Raw genomic sequence first — 14,344 nt, 5'->3', positions numbered from 1 at the left:
CAGAAATAATAGTTCTGCTATTTCTTTCTTCTAGATCTTCTTACCTTTTTAGGTATGCTCTGTGTCTTTAGTAGTTCATACTCCTTTATCCTTGCTAAAGCCTCTTCGGGTTCAGTTACTCCTTTCAGCATCTCTGCAAGACCGTTTTCACCCAAGTAATTCAGCCACGAGACTATATGACCTTCCTTAAGGTGGTATTGAAGTGCGGCAGGATCCTCTTTAGATAGTCTTTCTACCTCTTTTTCTAGTTCTTTTACATCATGCGCGACTCCTATTACTTTATTATACGATTTGAAATAGAAGGGCTCCATATTTTTCCTCAAAATACTAATCTGGAAGTTTATTAACGGGAAATTCGGGGTTAATAAGCTTCCAGCTTAATTTAATGATGAAGGCGAAACAGCTTTCAAAAACAACAATACTACTATTAGTTGCACTATTTTCAATAGCTATGCCCATACCAATGCACTTTAGCACAATAGAACTGATAATAAATGCGCCGCACATAATAACATATGCGTCCTCGGGAGCGCCTAACATAACAGTAACGCCTAAAGCGTTTGCCGGTGCAAGCAGCTTTACAACTATATTAAGCTATGCAATGTACGGTGCATGGCTGGTAGTTTTCGGCATGATCATAGTGGCTGCAATAGAAGCTGCTAGAGGAAACCACATGGGCGATACGTTCAAGAGAATTCTAGTAGGAGTTATAATAGCCGCATTCCTGTTGACTTTCGGGTGGGGTATCGTTAGCGGGGTATTCTAAAAGTCAAAACTATTTTTTCTCTTCCTCCTTCTTTCTGGATAATAAACTTCCAACTTATATTATTGAGGAAGTATGGATATCACAGTAATAAATACGATAATCGATTATATGGACTATGCAGCGTGGTTAGTAGTAATATTAGGAGTAATAGTATCGGCTATTCTGTTTGCAACGGGAAGGCTAAGAGAAGGCTCAAAGAAGTTCACTTATATAATGGTAGCTGCTTTCGTTTTAGCATTCGGGTTCACTGTATTGGAAAATGCGTTAGGATATCCTGTACAATATAACATTCCAGGGTATCAATACATTTCTTACTTAGCTTATGCTGGAGCCGCGGTATCTGTGATCGCTACAGCTATTTATTTAGTGAAAGGCGACCTGAAAGAAGCGGGTACTTATTTCGTAGCAGCTGTACTGATCATCTGGGCAGTAAACTTTGCCCCTGCATTATTCTGTACGGCATCAACGTCTTCATCATCATTCGGCACTATCATACTTTCGGCTAACCCTACGTCTGGTAACGCTCCTTTAACGTTCACCTTACAAGGGTATGTTATACCAGCCCCAAGCCAATCGGAATCGGTATATGTGTACGCGGTGAATGAACAGACTGGGCAACAATTCGGTATGGCGGGTGGCACTGTAGGTACAAACGGTCAGTTTTGTATAAAGGAAAGTATAGGTTCGCCGGGACAGTACGAAATTGTGGCGTACATACCTAACACGAACATTCAAGGGAGTACTGCGGTCGACATCACGTCAACACCTAACTTCGGCTGGAACTTCGTGGCAGCTGGAATGTATGCTATTGAGCAATTCTTCAGCGGACTGGCATCTGGAGTCCTGAAGATATTCAACCTTCCCTTCGCCTACGCAGTCATGATGCCTACTTACCCCACTTCAAACGGCAATTGCTTCGGCATAGGTCAGACAATTTACCAAATGTACCAATACACTGAAGGTATAGCTTTCGGGGTCCTAGGTATCTTCCTAATAGGAAATATATTGTACAGACTGTGGAATGGAGTTGAGGAGGGGATAAGCAGGATAATAATAGGAGTAAGTAAAGACGTAATCACGGTTGCTTTCGTCATTGTTGCAGCTCCTTACTTGTACGATGTCTTTGCGTACATAGTAAACGAAGTAGGAGGGAATTTGATAAACTACGGTAACCCTGGAATATTGATAGGTGACGCTATAGGAGTAATAGCTTCTGGAATGGGGCTTGGGTATTTTGTACCAGAGCTTGCGGATCTGGGCAGCGATTTGGCTTTCGCGATTTTCTTAGCGTTTGCACTGTTCATTATTAGATTCTTAGCAATAGCTGCAATACTGGTAGCAACGCCTATCCTGGCTGTAATGTGGTTATTCCCTCCATTCCGCGGAGCGGTGAGGATATTCTTCGAAATGATACTGGCTTTAGGGATTTCCGGAATAGTAGCTGCAGCGCTCTTCGCTTTGTTAGGAAAGTTAGCGACGTCATCCCCGATAGCGGAATTCGGTATAGGCCTAGCCAGTCCGGTCCTATTCGGCTTCCTGCCTATGATACTTTCATTTACTGGAGTCAGCAGTATCATGACTCAGGGCGGCTTCTTACCATTCGGAAGAGGAAGAAAAATGGGAGCACAAGGTGCTCAAACCCAAGGTAGCCAAACTCAACAACCTACCCCTGCAGCTGCGGGAGGTGCAGTAGCTGGTGCCGCAGTGGCTACGGCAGGGTATACCAAATTAAGGAGTCCAGGTAGCGGAGCTCTGAGGAGTAGATCTATTATTAACCAACCTGGAACTCCCGAAGCCGTATCTGTAACATCCCCACGTGCTCCAGCAACAGGCATTGTAGGTAGGATAAGGAACAGGGAAATAGCTAGTGTGAGCACTAGTGCAGAGAACCCTATGAATGTTCCTAAGGGCTACAGTATAGTTTCGGCAAAAGAATACACCGATTATGGACCGATGCAATTGAAGCCGACAGACCATAATATAAGGATAACTGGTTCGGACATGAATAACGTTACTGCGATATCCTCATTCTCAACAGAGAGGAATAAACAAGGAGCATTAGTGTTCCCCGAGACCGCTACTAACTTGAGGAAGAAGGATGTTGAGATTAAGGAGACAAAGGCTCACGCATTGGTTCACGGAATTACAGAGAACTATAAGGCTGGAGGAATAGCTTTTGCACAGAAATTCGGGCAAAGGTTTGATAGTTGGTTAAACCAGCAGGGTATTAACATAAGACCTTTCGAATCAATAGAGAACAAAATAAGAGAAGTAAAGTTGAGGAAAGCAGGGAGAAAAATAAAGCAGACAAGATAAATCCTTTTTTCTCTTCTTAATCCTTATATATTATTTTGCATTAGAGTAAATTATGGAACAGATAATAGAATTTCCAGATGTATTAGATTTGGTAGAGCAACATAAACTTCCGAAAGAGATATATGCGTCAGACGGAACTTTGTTATTCAAACCGTATGACCCAGTAATTGAGAGTCCTTTGGTAGCAAATAGAAAGAAATGGAGGTTATTTGCCAACTACACCGTTGATCCGAATGATGATGAGGTAGTTCAGATAAATACCACAGGGCAATTAATTAGAATAAAACATGATGCGGATGTAGATGAGATGATGGGTTATATAAGGAAAGTGCACCCTGGGGCTACTGTGGAAGAGGCAATATCATTTGTCCTCCAAAGAGTTGTAGAGGATACAGGTGAGTTTAAAGACGATGACGAATTCGGAGCATACACTCTTACGCTCTACCTCGCATTAGCGTATCTGATCCATTACGGAGTATTAGTTTTAGTTAAGTGAGATTTTTTTGTATTAACTCCCCAGTTTACTGAGGAAAAATTCTAAGAAGAAGAGCATATTTCCTTAATTAATTTAAGTACCTCCTTGGTAAAATCATCGAAATTCATGATCTTATCATCAGCTATCTTTTCAATTAATCCTAAAGCTTCCTCTCTTATTTTTCCGTCCTTAGATTTTTTATACAAATCAGAAAGTGTTCTCAGCCTTTCAATATATTCCTTTCTCCTTCTCTTCCTTTCCTCTTCTTCTATTCTTAGTTTCTCAAGAAGCCATGAGAATAAATCACCCTTCATTTTACTCACTCCTTTAGAAGTTCTTCTAACTCTTCTATCTTTTTCAATAAGAGGGACTCAAGTTTAATTACTTCAGCTTTTACTTCTCTATCCGAATCGTTATCCAAAATTCTGAGGAACTGCAAAGCTTCCTTATACCTCTCTATCCTGCTCTCTGTTATGAATCTATCAATTTTATAAATCAAATTCTCCAGTTCTTTCATATCTTTCAATTTTAAACACCATGATAGAACGTATTACGTCTGACCTACTGACATTATTCCTTTTTGCAATTTCATCCAGCTCATTCATTACCTCATCTACTAATCTAATACCGAATATCCTCCTATCTTTCAATTCCATTTTGGTGTAGGTTTTTACGATTATATCCTGTTCTGCAGGAGATAAAGCTAAGAACGATGTTATCCAAGCCCTAAGCAGGTCGCTTTTAATGTAATGTTCTTTCTTACATATTTCCTCATACTTCTTCATCAATTCTGAAGGAACTTTGAAAGTAGTCGTAAAGACGTAGTTTATATCTAGTTCAAATTCCGTAGCTGAAAGTTTTCTAATACTCTTGAATGATATAGCCATATTACCTCACCTGGGATATTAAGTAGTATATTAGGGATTCCTTGGCTTTCGTTAGGTATTCGTATGCCTCGTCGTCGTAGCTCATTACTATACTCATCGCCTCGTTAATGTGATAAATAGCCTTAATGATTTCCAGTAGTTCATTACCATTAACTTGCTTCTGTGCCTGCATTGTCATCCCCAACTTGCAATATCTTCTTCTGTCTGCATTAGTTCGTTTCTTGCCTTCTCTACTTCCTCCTTAATCTTCTCATCAGCGTTGATCAACTGCTTTAGAGTTTCAATGTGCCAGCAGTGTCCTCTAAATGTATATCCCTCACAATCGCAAGAAGCTTTAACAGTCCTCAGAGTTAGAGGATCTAAAACAATCCTAGTGTAGTGGATTACGTCTCTTCTAGACCTGGACTGAATATCTGCACTTACGATTATTCCCTCACCTAGAGTGTAAAAAACGTTTAACCTTTTGATCGGATTTTTTGGGATTTGTGTGGAAATCATTTTGTATTCCGCAATACGGAATACGAAAAACTAATTTAAAAATCTTTCGCTTTACGGAAAGCGGAATAAAGTAGATATGGTATACTGAAGAGAAAGTATTTAAAGGAAACTTTGAAGAATATAAACTAGTGAGATAAATGGCTAAATTCGAAGAAGGTGAAATGATAATAGAGACTAAGGAGGAGACTGAGAGAATAATTGAGGCTATAAAGAAGGAGAAGGTTGATGAAGAATTGATCAGAAAAGCGTTATTATTAAGCAAAAAAAGTCCTATACCTGACCTCTAACACGTTTTTATATAATGAGTAAAAGTAATTCGCACCTCCATCTTTGCTATTGTAAATTAACTGAAAATCTAGTTTTTCGTAAAATTTCTTAGAAGTTTTTGTGTAAACTAAAATTCCTATGCAACTATTACTAATACAGTAACTTAATGAATAGGGAATTATGAAGTTCTTAACGAAAGCTCTCCCTATTCCTTTACCTTGATATTTTTTATCTATCCCTAATTGCCCTAAAAGAATCACGGGAAGCTTTGAGAAATTTACCTCAAAACTATGAGTTAAACTTTTCTTATTAAACTCCTCCTTTATTGTATTCCTTATCTCGTCTGCATTATTCTTAAAGTCAAAAGAATAACTAGAAAACGTAACGAAACCTGCTAAATCATTACCGCAAATTAGTAGAAAAGTGTGGTTTATTCCTGTTAAATAATGCCCTGTAGCAAGTCTCTTTATAAAGTCGTTTTGCTCTGCCTCTCCACAATCAAATGTACTGAGCTTATTTAGGAAAGATGAATGAATTGTGTAAATATAACAATCACCTAAAGGAGTTGAAATAGTATCGTAAGGCTGAATATTTGTAGGCAACCCTATATCAGTATACGATAGCTAGTTTGACAAATAAAAGCTCTCATCTTTTTCATCTATCTTTCTCTCATTAATTCATATTAACTCTTCTCCTGTTCTACTACTGTTAAAATATCATATTGACCCCTTTTATACCCCTTCTTTTTCATAATCTCCTCAACTTCCTCCCACGAATTACCCTCAGCTACGATATTCCTATTCTCGTCTATTGCCAGATACTTCCTTACGATGTTGATATTTTCTGGCATATTAATTAACTTGTCTATTTCCCTCAACCTTTCCCTTATAATTTTACCTTTATCTGTTAATCGTACAAGCCTTCTTCTAGGAAAGGTTTCTTCTCTTTTCTCTTCAAGAATTCCCATTTTTATTAATTCATCTACTGCCCTTAGGACTGCTGTAGAATTAGCACCACTTGCATCTATTACTTTCGAAACAGACATATACTCATCCTCCATTACCAGAATTACTCTTTGTTGAATTTCCGTTAAGACATTACGCTTTTCCTTATCCGTCATATGTAATAATTAAATATTCTATGAATAAGGTTACTTATCTTATTACGCATTCCGTAAAGCAAAAGATTTTTAAATAGGTTTACGCATAGCGGAATATAGAGAACTATGCCTCAGAACATATATCCGATCTACTATATTCAAACACTAAAGGAGTTAGAGAAGAAGGAAAGCACAAAAAGGGAATTAAGAGAAAAACTGAATCTGACAAACAGTAGACTATACAGGGCAATTTACAAATTACAAATAGACGGATTGATAACTAAAGAAGTAAGAAACGAAGAAGAGTTCTGGAAACTTACTGAAAAGGGAAGGGAATATTTGAAGCAGTTGAAGGAGCTGGTGACGGCATAATGAGTTCTACATTATCCTATACTGAAGAAATAGTTCCTATTGAGAGATTGAAAGAAGATGAGGAATTCAGGTCACTAGTGCCCCCTAATAACATGAAGGAACAGCTAGCCTCCAGTATTGCAAAGAACGGCCAAACATTGCCGATAGATGTAGATTCAGACTATGTTATTCTCGATGGATATACCAGGATATCAATAATGAAGAATCTGAACTTTAAGGAAGTTAAAGTAAGAAAATGGAATTTCAAGAGTTCAGAGGACAGAGTTACAGCATATAAACTTATTTCAATGCTGAACTTACAGAGAAGACATCTAGAGAAAAATGAAGTTTTAAAACTTCTTAGAGAGATTGCTGAGAGGATATTAAGAGAACAAAAGAAAAAAGAATCCAACATAAACCTAGAACAAAATAAAGGTACTGAAAAAAATTCAGTGCAAAGCCAAAAATTGTCGCCAAGTGGCGACAATTTAGAGCAGAATAGTGAAATTAACATTAAGCCTAGAGAATTGGAAACAGCAATGAAGCAAATTAAGGATGAAGGAGAGTCTAAAGTAGTCACGGATTCTGATATTCAGAAGTACTCTATCATAAGCACAATACCGTACTTAAGGCAACTAGTTGATGATGGGAAAATTTCACTTAGAACTGCATATGAATTATATACTAAAGCTAAGGATAAGCTTCAAAAGATTGCTAATCTTCCTTCAACAGAAAGGAATCAGCTCCTTACTACAAAAGAAGGAAGAAAGATCATCTTAGAGAGAGACGATCTACTACAGCAAATTTTAGACCATAAGATGGCTGTTTCTCAAGCAATTAACAAACTAAAGGTGGATGAGAAGTTAGCTAAGTCTAAGAGAAAGCCCAGGGCAAAAGATGAGTATGCCGAAACTGATGAGGAAGAGTTCAATGAGACTGAAGAAGGACAGAGAGAGTTAGATGAAAGTAATGACGAAGAATATCCTTTCGTAGAGGATTGGAAAAAAGCAAGTGAGGAGGAAGAGGCTAAACAGCGGTTAACCCCCCAGTTTACCGCAAATATTTCTGGAAATCAGAACGAATATTTGCAGGAGCTTGATAGGTTAGGCAGTTCTCTTAGAATCCCTAAGGAAATTGTTAGCCAGTTTAACGAGAAGGGCTTCTTCGAGATCCTGGACAGATCCGTAATAGCGAAAATAGAAGACAGAATTTACGTAATTAATGAAGACGCATTAAGGGATTTAGAACAAGGAAGATCGGAAAGATGGAAAGAACTTACGGAATTATTATCTAAGGCAAACCTAATAGTCCCGGATGAAGGTGGGATTTACACCGTAATGTGGAGGCTAATGTGCAAATGTCAATAACGCTCAGGGAGTGGCAGAGGAGCTATTTGAACGTTGCGGTTGATCAACTCAGAAAAGAGGGGACTTTACTACTTCAGGCTCCGCCAGGCTCTGGGAAAACGCTTTTCGCATTGAAAACTTCCCTCAATGTAGGGGGTACAATAATCTATCTAACTAGGACACATAACGAATTCACTTCAGTAAAGAGGGAGGCTGATAGGTTAGGGTTAAACGTAGCTTTCGTTTTCGGTAAAGCTTCGGTATGTCCTTTTGCCCAGGGTAATGAGGACCCCGAAGAGATAGACTGCAAGAGCTGTAAGTTGAACGGAAAGATCAAGGACATGAGTAACCTTTCGCCTTCTCAGATTATAGCAGAGGCTAAAAAGGCAAGTGATTATTGTCCCTACCAATCATTAAAGGCTAAGATAGGCAATGCGGATATAATAACATCATCCTACCTCTACTTCTTCCTATCGAAATTGAGGAGATCAATACTGAAGGAAATCGGGGATAAGGAAATAACGGTGGTAGTAGATGAAGCACATAACTTGTTATTTTCCGACGAGTGGTTTAAGAGGAGGATAGGGAAGAGGACTGTTAAGAATGCTCTGGAGGAGCTGAAAGTTGTAAGGAGGGAAAGTAGGATAAGTGTGGATAAGGCTAAGGAGTACCTAACAATACTTTACGACTTTATTAACAAACTCGATGAGGGGTCTGGCTGTAAACAGTTACCGCTGTTTCCTCAGCCCGATAAGGAAGCGTTAAGCCAGATAGTCAGTGCAATGAAGACTTACGTTAATCTGATTAAAGGACCTATTAAGAGGAGCAGTTTAAGGAGTATAGTGAACTTCTTCAGCGAAAGCGGTGATGTATACAACTGTAACGGGAGCCTTGTCATAATTCCGAATAAATCGTGGGATAAGATAAGTTCGGCTTTGAGGAGTGCTAAATATGTTATATTAATGAGCGGGACTTTGCCGGATTTGGGGATAAGCGGGTACAAGGTCGATGTTAATATTAAGGTAGGTAAAGCTGAGTGGTATTATTGTAGGAACATAACTTCTAAAGCAAAAGTAAGGAATAGTGAAGCTCCTAAATACGCTGAAGTGTTAGAAAGGATCTATAAGTTAAGTGAGTCTAACGTTTTGACATTCTTCCCTAACTACGAGTTTAAGAACCTCGTTAAGGAAAATATTAGGAATATCCCGGTTCTTGAGGAGGATAAAAAAGGGATTACTCATGAGGAAATGTTAGAGTTAATGAGTAGCGGTAAATATCTGGTCCTTTTAGTGATGAGGGCTAAGGAAAGTGAAGGCGTCGAGTTCAGAATAGGGAATAAGAACCTATTTGACAGTGTAGTTTTAGCTGGATTGCCTTACCCAGATATCACGGATTCCATAGTAGTTAATAGGATAAAGAGGATAGCGGAACAGACTAAGAGGAGTGAGGAGGAAATTGCCCATCAACTAACTGCAATAGTGATTAAGCAGACTATCGGTAGGGCTTTTCGTGACCCGAACGATTATGTTAAGATTTACCTTTGTGACAGTCGTTATAAGGAGTACTTTTCAGACTTGGGTGTTTCTGAAAAAGAGATTAAGCTTTTTGGATAATTATATCCCTTATAAAAAGGTAAAACAAATCATTTTCCTTATTATAATATTCATCACTATCCCTTATCCACGTTGGAGGATGAGTGTCCAGCCAGCCTATTATCCTCCTTAACCTATTAGGCCTATTAGAAGAGAAGGGAAACATCGACTTCCCTTTATATGCTCTTAGGTCTGCGTCTCTCTCATAATGTTGAGAGAGTGCAATAGTATAGAGTACGGATAATACTACTGGTATAGGGTTCATGGTTGTGAACGATATTGAGATACCCAATGAGGAAATTAAAATAATGAGGTAAGGGAAATTAATTTGCTCTAAGTGGACTTTTTCGTGAGCAATAATCCTTTCATCGTATTCTTTATAAACAAAGATATTTTTGCCGAAAAATACGCTCTTCCTTGCCCTGGCATTAACGTATTTAGATTTGATAAACCAATACTTTACTCCGTCTTCTTCCTTAAGGAAAACGGATTTCTTTATGGTCAAAAAGTTCTGCAGTTCCAGTACTGCAAAAAGTAAGACGAACGTTATAAGGAACGTTATAATTAGCCCTAGCATATATGGATATTATCAATACTGTAAAATTAGTTTAACTTACAAAACTCCCCAGTTAACTGAGAAGAAATTCAAACAAAAAGCTTAATCTACCAAGTTTTTAATTGTGAGGATTTGTAATCTTTTTCCTTTCTTCATCAGTTCTAGACATAATATATAAATTATTATCAATTTCGTAAAGATGGGTCTCATCTAATTCTAGCCCTAATTCTACTTCTAAGTCGTCTCTTGAAAAGATATAATACTCGTTGTAAGTCGGACTCTCAGAGACCTGAGGACTTTCTACTTTTACGAGGTAAAGATTATATCTCCTCAATATAAGGTACGGGTTTAATGCAAGTATCGAAACATCGTTATATGATAATACTATGAAGAGAAATAACATAACCCAGCCTATAACTAAAGTCACAGTATCGTTATAGGAGGCTAGTACAAAAGGGATGACGTTACTAGCTTGGAAAGAGATGATCTGATAATGGACTTTCTTAGCTTCTACTATTTTTCCAGATATCAAACTAGGAGTAGTATTTTTAGGAAAAACCTTAGACACAAAAACAACTACGAATATAAAAAGAATAAGATATATCAATAACGCAGTTATCAACGACAAGACGAAGGATAAATGACTGACGGTAACGTAGGTCAGATAAAACAGAGCGACACTATATTCATTTAATATAAGCAATAATTCCCCTATTTTACCTAACATATTTATAATAGACTTTCTTAAAATAAAAAGATTGGAGGGAAAATTATGGAGGAGGAGTCTACTAAAAACTATGTATGTCAAAGATTAAATAATTTTCGTGGAGATTTAGTGAAGGTATATATAGTACAAAAAGGTAATAAAGAGGCTAAGTATACAAATAAAGTATACCGAACTAGTCTTAAGGAGGAGAAAGTAAATCAAAGTCTACTTAAAATATTTAGAACCAATATCGATTGTCTTTGTAATAATAACTCAAATGATAATGGAGAGGAAGATACGGAATGCCCTTCCGGTGAACTTGGAATCTTACTCAAAAACAAAAACGATAATATTTATACAGACAACATTGTCACCAATACAAATATCGGAAAACTAAATAGGGAATTAAAACATAAATTAGTTTTGCTTTTGCATACAAGGTGGGTGGACACAAACAAAGATAACATAGAATGTTCGTATCACTTATTTATTGGCATTAACATAAAAAAGGCAAGTATAATAAGAAAAGGGTTTTTAGCTCCAATAACAGGTAACTTCGATAAGATAGAAGAAATAATACAGATAAATAGAGCAATTATAATCCCAGAGATAGGAGACTTTCTCATACTTTATGAGATATGCGGAAAAGAAGTGAAAAAATTCTATATTACTAAAATTAAAGAAGAATCAAAAAACAGACTTGAACAAAAAATGGAGTATGATCTAAATTTAATTCCAGAAAACATAGCAAAGGCCAAGCAAATAATAGATAGCATAAAGGACGATGAATGGAGTAAAAGTGTATTCAGCAATCTTTCAGATGAAAAAGGTAACTCCATATCCATAAACAAAGATGAGGCTAAACAAATGGCTGAAAACTCTCATATTAGAACCCACATTCTTGATCCAGACACAATAATATGGTTAAGATACAGTAAAACTCCCGATATTCTGGTTAATAGACTCAGAGAAGAGAACAGATTATCAGATGTCTTAGAAGTTAAAAACGGAAAACTTGTATTAAAACGGACTAATAAAGTAGAAATAGTTCAAGAGTTACTGAGAATATTAAGGCAAAATTACGGACTTCCCATATTCCCTTCGGCGAGAGGTGTAATAGGAAGTAGAAAGGGCGGCTTTGCAGATCTAGTGAGAGAAATAATAGTCGAGAATAACGGTGAAATAGGTAGAGGTGAACTCAAAAATAAGTTATATGACAAATTAGAGCCCTTTATGAAGAGAGTATTAGATCCAGACGGTAGATCACAGAGGCTAGGAAAGGATGTATATGAGTTAATTGAAATAATTCTAGGTGTTCTGAAGAATAGTAAAATTATTTATGAGGATAACGATAAGATTAGACTACAGACTCAGATTATTTGATATATACCATAATACTCTAATGTTAGCAGGTATTTTTTGTATAAACTCTCCAGTTTACTGTAAAAAAAATCCAAACTCTTTTCCAGATAATAAACTTCCAACTTATATTATTGAGGAAGTATGGACGGAAGGGAAGTAGTATGGATGGCACTAGCTATCCTGGCCTTATTAGCATTAGCTGAAATAGCGTACAATTTAATAATTTACGTTCCTCATACCGTCTACCCCACACCGGGCTCTATGCCCAAATCCGCAACATCGAATAAGAATACTACAATAGTCTTTAATCCCATACCCTACTATGCCTCACTACCTACTATAATAAATGACAGCGCTCTGATATCACTCAACATTTCCAAGATCTTCATAAGCAACGATACTGGAGCTCCAATACTGCAAAACATCGTAGAAATCCTATCAATGAATGCCTCGGAAGTAACGCCTACTACTTACTTTGCTGTGGCGGACTTAGGGGGTTTCTATGTAAACTACAAGCTCGCTAAGACTGTGAACTACACCATCGAACCTTTCCCGCTTAATACGTGCGGGACGGAACCGAACATGACTCAAACCACGTTGATATTGCAATACTATAATTTCAGTCCTTACGTAGCGAGCTACCCGCCATCTGATAAGGTTTGCATAGGTTCGGTCTCATGTAAGATAATAAATACGTGTTCCGTTGAGACGAAAGTTAGCGTTAGTTATAACTACTGTTTATACTTGGCTAAGAACGTTACATGCAAACAGGGATGTAACGTATATGAGGACTTATATTATTGCATGAAAGTAAAAGGGTCCGCGACTTTCTACATAAACTGCAGAGAAGTCTGTAGCGAAAGTTTTTGTACGGTATTTCAATGTCATGGAGGAAGTTATTCTAAGACATTATGTTCCCAAGTGACAGTACCTCCTGGAGTTTCAAAGACCGTATGCAGTTATTTCAATGTTTATAGTACCTTTGGTTATTGCTGTCATACGTGCAAAAACGGTAGCATAACATACCATATATATAAATACTACCCTAAAACACCCTGCCTCTATAAAGAATGCCATACTTATAATTGGTATGAGTATAACATTAGCGTCCCCGTTTCGATCACTGTATTTAATGGTACTAGCCCGACTACTGAGATAGGGAGCAACACATATGACACTAGGAATATTAACATCAATTTTAGCTACACCGTATGGAGTTCTGATCCTCAGAGTTTTGTTTCTAACGAAATAACAACATATGATATAATCCATTACGGTAATTTCACTATAAAGAGGACATGGAACGCTGGAAGCATAGAAATAATCCCACAATTGAACACACAAAGTAGTGGGAATACGATAAACTGCTACTTATCATTCAGCATAAACTCATCCTCTAATGAACAGCCTTCGTGGGTATTCAATAATACGTTTAACCTTGTGTATGAGCACAATTACGCAAATGATTACGGTCAACTAGCCTACTATTATGCTCTCTATAAGTTCCTGTATAATCTGGTAGAGCAAAACACCACATCGCAATACTATAATTACATCAATTGGGAAATGGATGTATTCGCTAACGAGATAGCACTGCAGATGAAAATGACTAATAACAATTACCAAGGTTCTACAATCCCCTACCTTTGTGCCTTGTTCAACAGAAGCGGTAACCAAACATTGATAGCAATGCAGCCCGTGCTGATAATGAGTTGGGGAGCATTCTACCACGTCTTTAACGGTACATACAACGTTAAGGGTATTAGTGGTTGGACTTATTCAATAATAATTGTTAAGATCCCCGAGTATATCCTTAACACTACTCCCTATATTATATTGGAAAACAGTAGCAATAGTAATGTCACCGCGTATCTGACAGATCCTACTAATGTTGAACAATCTTTCGTGGTCTTTTGGTGGTATAGTAAAAATGAGACTATGTATACTAACTTACCAGAAGATGGACAAGCCATTACGTTCTACACCTGGTATCCCTATAACTACGATAACGTTCCCATCTACTTCAAAACCATGAACCAAACTTTCACGGTAGAATTCTATAATAGTACAGTGTATAATTACACAAAGCAGCCGTAAACTCCCCAGTTTATGGGGAAAAGAAG

The 14,344-nt window shown here is 37.5% G+C and carries 18 protein-coding genes and 1 pseudogene; 9 read left to right on the top strand and 10 right to left on the bottom strand.

What is annotated here, in order from left to right; translation table 11 throughout:
- Positions 1–17: 17 nt before the first annotated feature.
- On the bottom strand, positions 18–311 hold the full coding sequence (locus tag HS5_RS05650) for a hypothetical protein (protein WP_236753197.1): 294 nt from the start codon (positions 309–311) through the stop codon (positions 18–20).
- Positions 312–385: 74 nt separating this feature from the next.
- Here HS5_RS05650 and HS5_RS05645 point away from each other — a divergent pair, with 74 nt between their 5' ends.
- From HS5_RS05645 to HS5_RS05635, 3 genes are all read left to right on the top strand, one after another.
- Positions 386–766 (top strand): hypothetical protein, encoded by a 381-nt coding sequence (locus HS5_RS05645; protein WP_236753196.1) that lies wholly within the window; start codon positions 386–388, stop codon positions 764–766.
- Between the two features lie 72 nt (positions 767–838).
- Positions 839–3,082, top strand: coding sequence for a hypothetical protein (locus tag HS5_RS05640; protein ID WP_236753195.1), 2,244 nt, complete (start codon positions 839–841; stop codon positions 3,080–3,082).
- Between the two features lie 52 nt (positions 3,083–3,134).
- On the top strand, positions 3,135–3,578 hold the full coding sequence (locus HS5_RS05635; protein WP_236753194.1) for a hypothetical protein: 444 nt from the start codon (positions 3,135–3,137) through the stop codon (positions 3,576–3,578).
- A gap of 41 nt (positions 3,579–3,619) precedes the next feature.
- On the opposite strand, the gene HS5_RS05630 is transcribed toward HS5_RS05635, so the two are convergent.
- The 5 genes from HS5_RS05630 to HS5_RS05610 are packed head-to-tail and all read right to left on the bottom strand — an operon-like array spanning position 3,620 to position 4,942.
- Entirely contained in the window at positions 3,620–3,871 is a 252-nt protein-coding gene (locus HS5_RS05630; protein ID WP_236753193.1) for a hypothetical protein, read from the bottom strand.
- A 5-nt stretch (positions 3,872–3,876) separates the two neighbouring features.
- Positions 3,877–4,083, bottom strand: coding sequence for a hypothetical protein (locus tag HS5_RS05625; protein WP_236753192.1), 207 nt, complete (start codon positions 4,081–4,083; stop codon positions 3,877–3,879).
- Positions 4,046–4,444, bottom strand: a complete 399-nt coding sequence (locus tag HS5_RS05620; protein WP_236753191.1) for a ribbon-helix-helix protein, CopG family — start codon at positions 4,442–4,444, stop codon at positions 4,046–4,048. The genes HS5_RS05625 and HS5_RS05620 overlap by 38 nt, the downstream gene beginning before the upstream one ends.
- 1 nt (position 4,445) lies before the next feature.
- Positions 4,446–4,616, bottom strand: a complete 171-nt coding sequence (locus tag HS5_RS05615) for a hypothetical protein (protein WP_236753190.1) — start codon at positions 4,614–4,616, stop codon at positions 4,446–4,448.
- 2 nt (positions 4,617–4,618) lie between these two features.
- On the bottom strand, positions 4,619–4,942 hold the full coding sequence (locus HS5_RS05610; RefSeq protein ID WP_236753189.1) for a hypothetical protein: 324 nt from the start codon (positions 4,940–4,942) through the stop codon (positions 4,619–4,621).
- 137 nt (positions 4,943–5,079) lie between these two features.
- Between HS5_RS05610 and HS5_RS05605 the strand changes: the two genes are divergently transcribed.
- Positions 5,080–5,229: a hypothetical protein gene (locus tag HS5_RS05605; protein ID WP_236753188.1), complete on the top strand. Its 150-nt coding sequence runs from the start codon at positions 5,080–5,082 to the stop codon at positions 5,227–5,229.
- Here HS5_RS05605 and HS5_RS05600 read toward each other — a convergent pair.
- Complete coding sequence (locus tag HS5_RS05600) at positions 5,197–5,811, bottom strand: GNAT family N-acetyltransferase (protein ID WP_236753187.1); 615 nt, start codon at positions 5,809–5,811, stop codon at positions 5,197–5,199. The two genes, HS5_RS05605 and HS5_RS05600, sit on opposite strands and share 33 nt — an antisense overlap.
- A 305-nt stretch (positions 5,812–6,116) precedes the next feature.
- Positions 6,117–6,329, bottom strand: a pseudogene (locus tag HS5_RS14580) (MarR family transcriptional regulator); the annotation flags it as partial.
- Between the two features lie 105 nt (positions 6,330–6,434).
- Between HS5_RS14580 and HS5_RS05590 the strand changes: the two are divergent.
- From HS5_RS05590 to HS5_RS05580, 3 genes are read left to right on the top strand one after another with little or no spacing between them, the layout of a single operon-like run.
- Positions 6,435–6,680 (top strand): transcriptional regulator, encoded by a 246-nt coding sequence (locus HS5_RS05590; protein WP_236753185.1) that lies wholly within the window; start codon positions 6,435–6,437, stop codon positions 6,678–6,680.
- On the top strand, positions 6,680–8,026 hold the full coding sequence (locus HS5_RS05585; RefSeq protein WP_236753184.1) for a ParB N-terminal domain-containing protein: 1,347 nt from the start codon (positions 6,680–6,682) through the stop codon (positions 8,024–8,026). Before HS5_RS05590 ends, HS5_RS05585 begins: the two co-directional genes overlap by 1 nt.
- Positions 7,999–9,618, top strand: a complete 1,620-nt coding sequence (locus HS5_RS05580; RefSeq protein ID WP_236753183.1) for a helicase C-terminal domain-containing protein — start codon at positions 7,999–8,001, stop codon at positions 9,616–9,618. The genes HS5_RS05585 and HS5_RS05580 overlap by 28 nt, the downstream gene beginning before the upstream one ends.
- Here the strand turns inward: HS5_RS05580 and HS5_RS05575 are convergent.
- A complete protein-coding gene (locus tag HS5_RS05575) occupies positions 9,602–10,174 on the bottom strand; it encodes a hypothetical protein (RefSeq protein WP_236753182.1) in 573 nt (190 codons plus the stop codon). The genes HS5_RS05580 and HS5_RS05575 overlap by 17 nt on opposite strands.
- A 97-nt stretch (positions 10,175–10,271) precedes the next feature.
- The gene (locus HS5_RS05570; protein ID WP_236753181.1) at positions 10,272–10,880 is read right to left on the bottom strand and encodes a hypothetical protein; all 609 of its coding nucleotides are present in this window, start codon (positions 10,878–10,880) and stop codon (positions 10,272–10,274) included.
- Positions 10,881–10,925: 45 nt separating this feature from the next.
- Between HS5_RS05570 and HS5_RS05565 the strand changes: the two genes are divergently transcribed.
- Positions 10,926–12,242 carry a hypothetical protein gene (locus HS5_RS05565; RefSeq protein WP_236753180.1) on the top strand — a complete coding sequence of 439 codons (1,317 nt, stop codon included), beginning with the start codon at positions 10,926–10,928 and terminating at the stop codon, positions 12,240–12,242.
- A 120-nt stretch (positions 12,243–12,362) separates the two neighbouring features.
- Positions 12,363–14,318 (top strand): hypothetical protein, encoded by a 1,956-nt coding sequence (locus tag HS5_RS05560; RefSeq protein WP_236753179.1) that lies wholly within the window; start codon positions 12,363–12,365, stop codon positions 14,316–14,318.
- Positions 14,319–14,344: the final 26 nt, after the last annotated feature.

The sequence above is a fragment of the Acidianus sp. HS-5 genome (assembly GCF_021655615.1).
Classification (GTDB): Archaea; Thermoproteota; Thermoprotei_A; order Sulfolobales; family Sulfolobaceae; genus Acidianus.
This window is presented reverse-complemented; position numbering and strand designations above follow the sequence as displayed.

Coding starts and splice junctions, on each gene's coding strand:
- HS5_RS05650 (WP_236753197.1), bottom strand. CDS start 311: ATGGAGCCCTTCTATTTCAAATCGTATAATAAAGTAATAGGAGTCGCG.
- HS5_RS05645 (WP_236753196.1), top strand. CDS start 386: ATGATGAAGGCGAAACAGCTTTCAAAAACAACAATACTACTATTAGTT.
- HS5_RS05640 (WP_236753195.1), top strand. CDS start 839: ATGGATATCACAGTAATAAATACGATAATCGATTATATGGACTATGCA.
- HS5_RS05635 (WP_236753194.1), top strand. CDS start 3,135: ATGGAACAGATAATAGAATTTCCAGATGTATTAGATTTGGTAGAGCAA.
- HS5_RS05630 (WP_236753193.1), bottom strand. CDS start 3,871: ATGAAGGGTGATTTATTCTCATGGCTTCTTGAGAAACTAAGAATAGAA.
- HS5_RS05620 (WP_236753191.1), bottom strand. CDS start 4,444: ATGGCTATATCATTCAAGAGTATTAGAAAACTTTCAGCTACGGAATTT.
- HS5_RS05615 (WP_236753190.1), bottom strand. CDS start 4,616: ATGCAGGCACAGAAGCAAGTTAATGGTAATGAACTACTGGAAATCATT.
- HS5_RS05610 (WP_236753189.1), bottom strand. CDS start 4,942: ATGATTTCCACACAAATCCCAAAAAATCCGATCAAAAGGTTAAACGTT.
- HS5_RS05605 (WP_236753188.1), top strand. CDS start 5,080: ATGGCTAAATTCGAAGAAGGTGAAATGATAATAGAGACTAAGGAGGAG.
- HS5_RS05590 (WP_236753185.1), top strand. CDS start 6,435: ATGCCTCAGAACATATATCCGATCTACTATATTCAAACACTAAAGGAG.
- HS5_RS05585 (WP_236753184.1), top strand. CDS start 6,680: ATGAGTTCTACATTATCCTATACTGAAGAAATAGTTCCTATTGAGAGA.
- HS5_RS05575 (WP_236753182.1), bottom strand. CDS start 10,174: ATGCTAGGGCTAATTATAACGTTCCTTATAACGTTCGTCTTACTTTTT.
- HS5_RS05570 (WP_236753181.1), bottom strand. CDS start 10,880: ATGTTAGGTAAAATAGGGGAATTATTGCTTATATTAAATGAATATAGT.
- HS5_RS05565 (WP_236753180.1), top strand. CDS start 10,926: ATGGAGGAGGAGTCTACTAAAAACTATGTATGTCAAAGATTAAATAAT.
- HS5_RS05560 (WP_236753179.1), top strand. CDS start 12,363: ATGGACGGAAGGGAAGTAGTATGGATGGCACTAGCTATCCTGGCCTTA.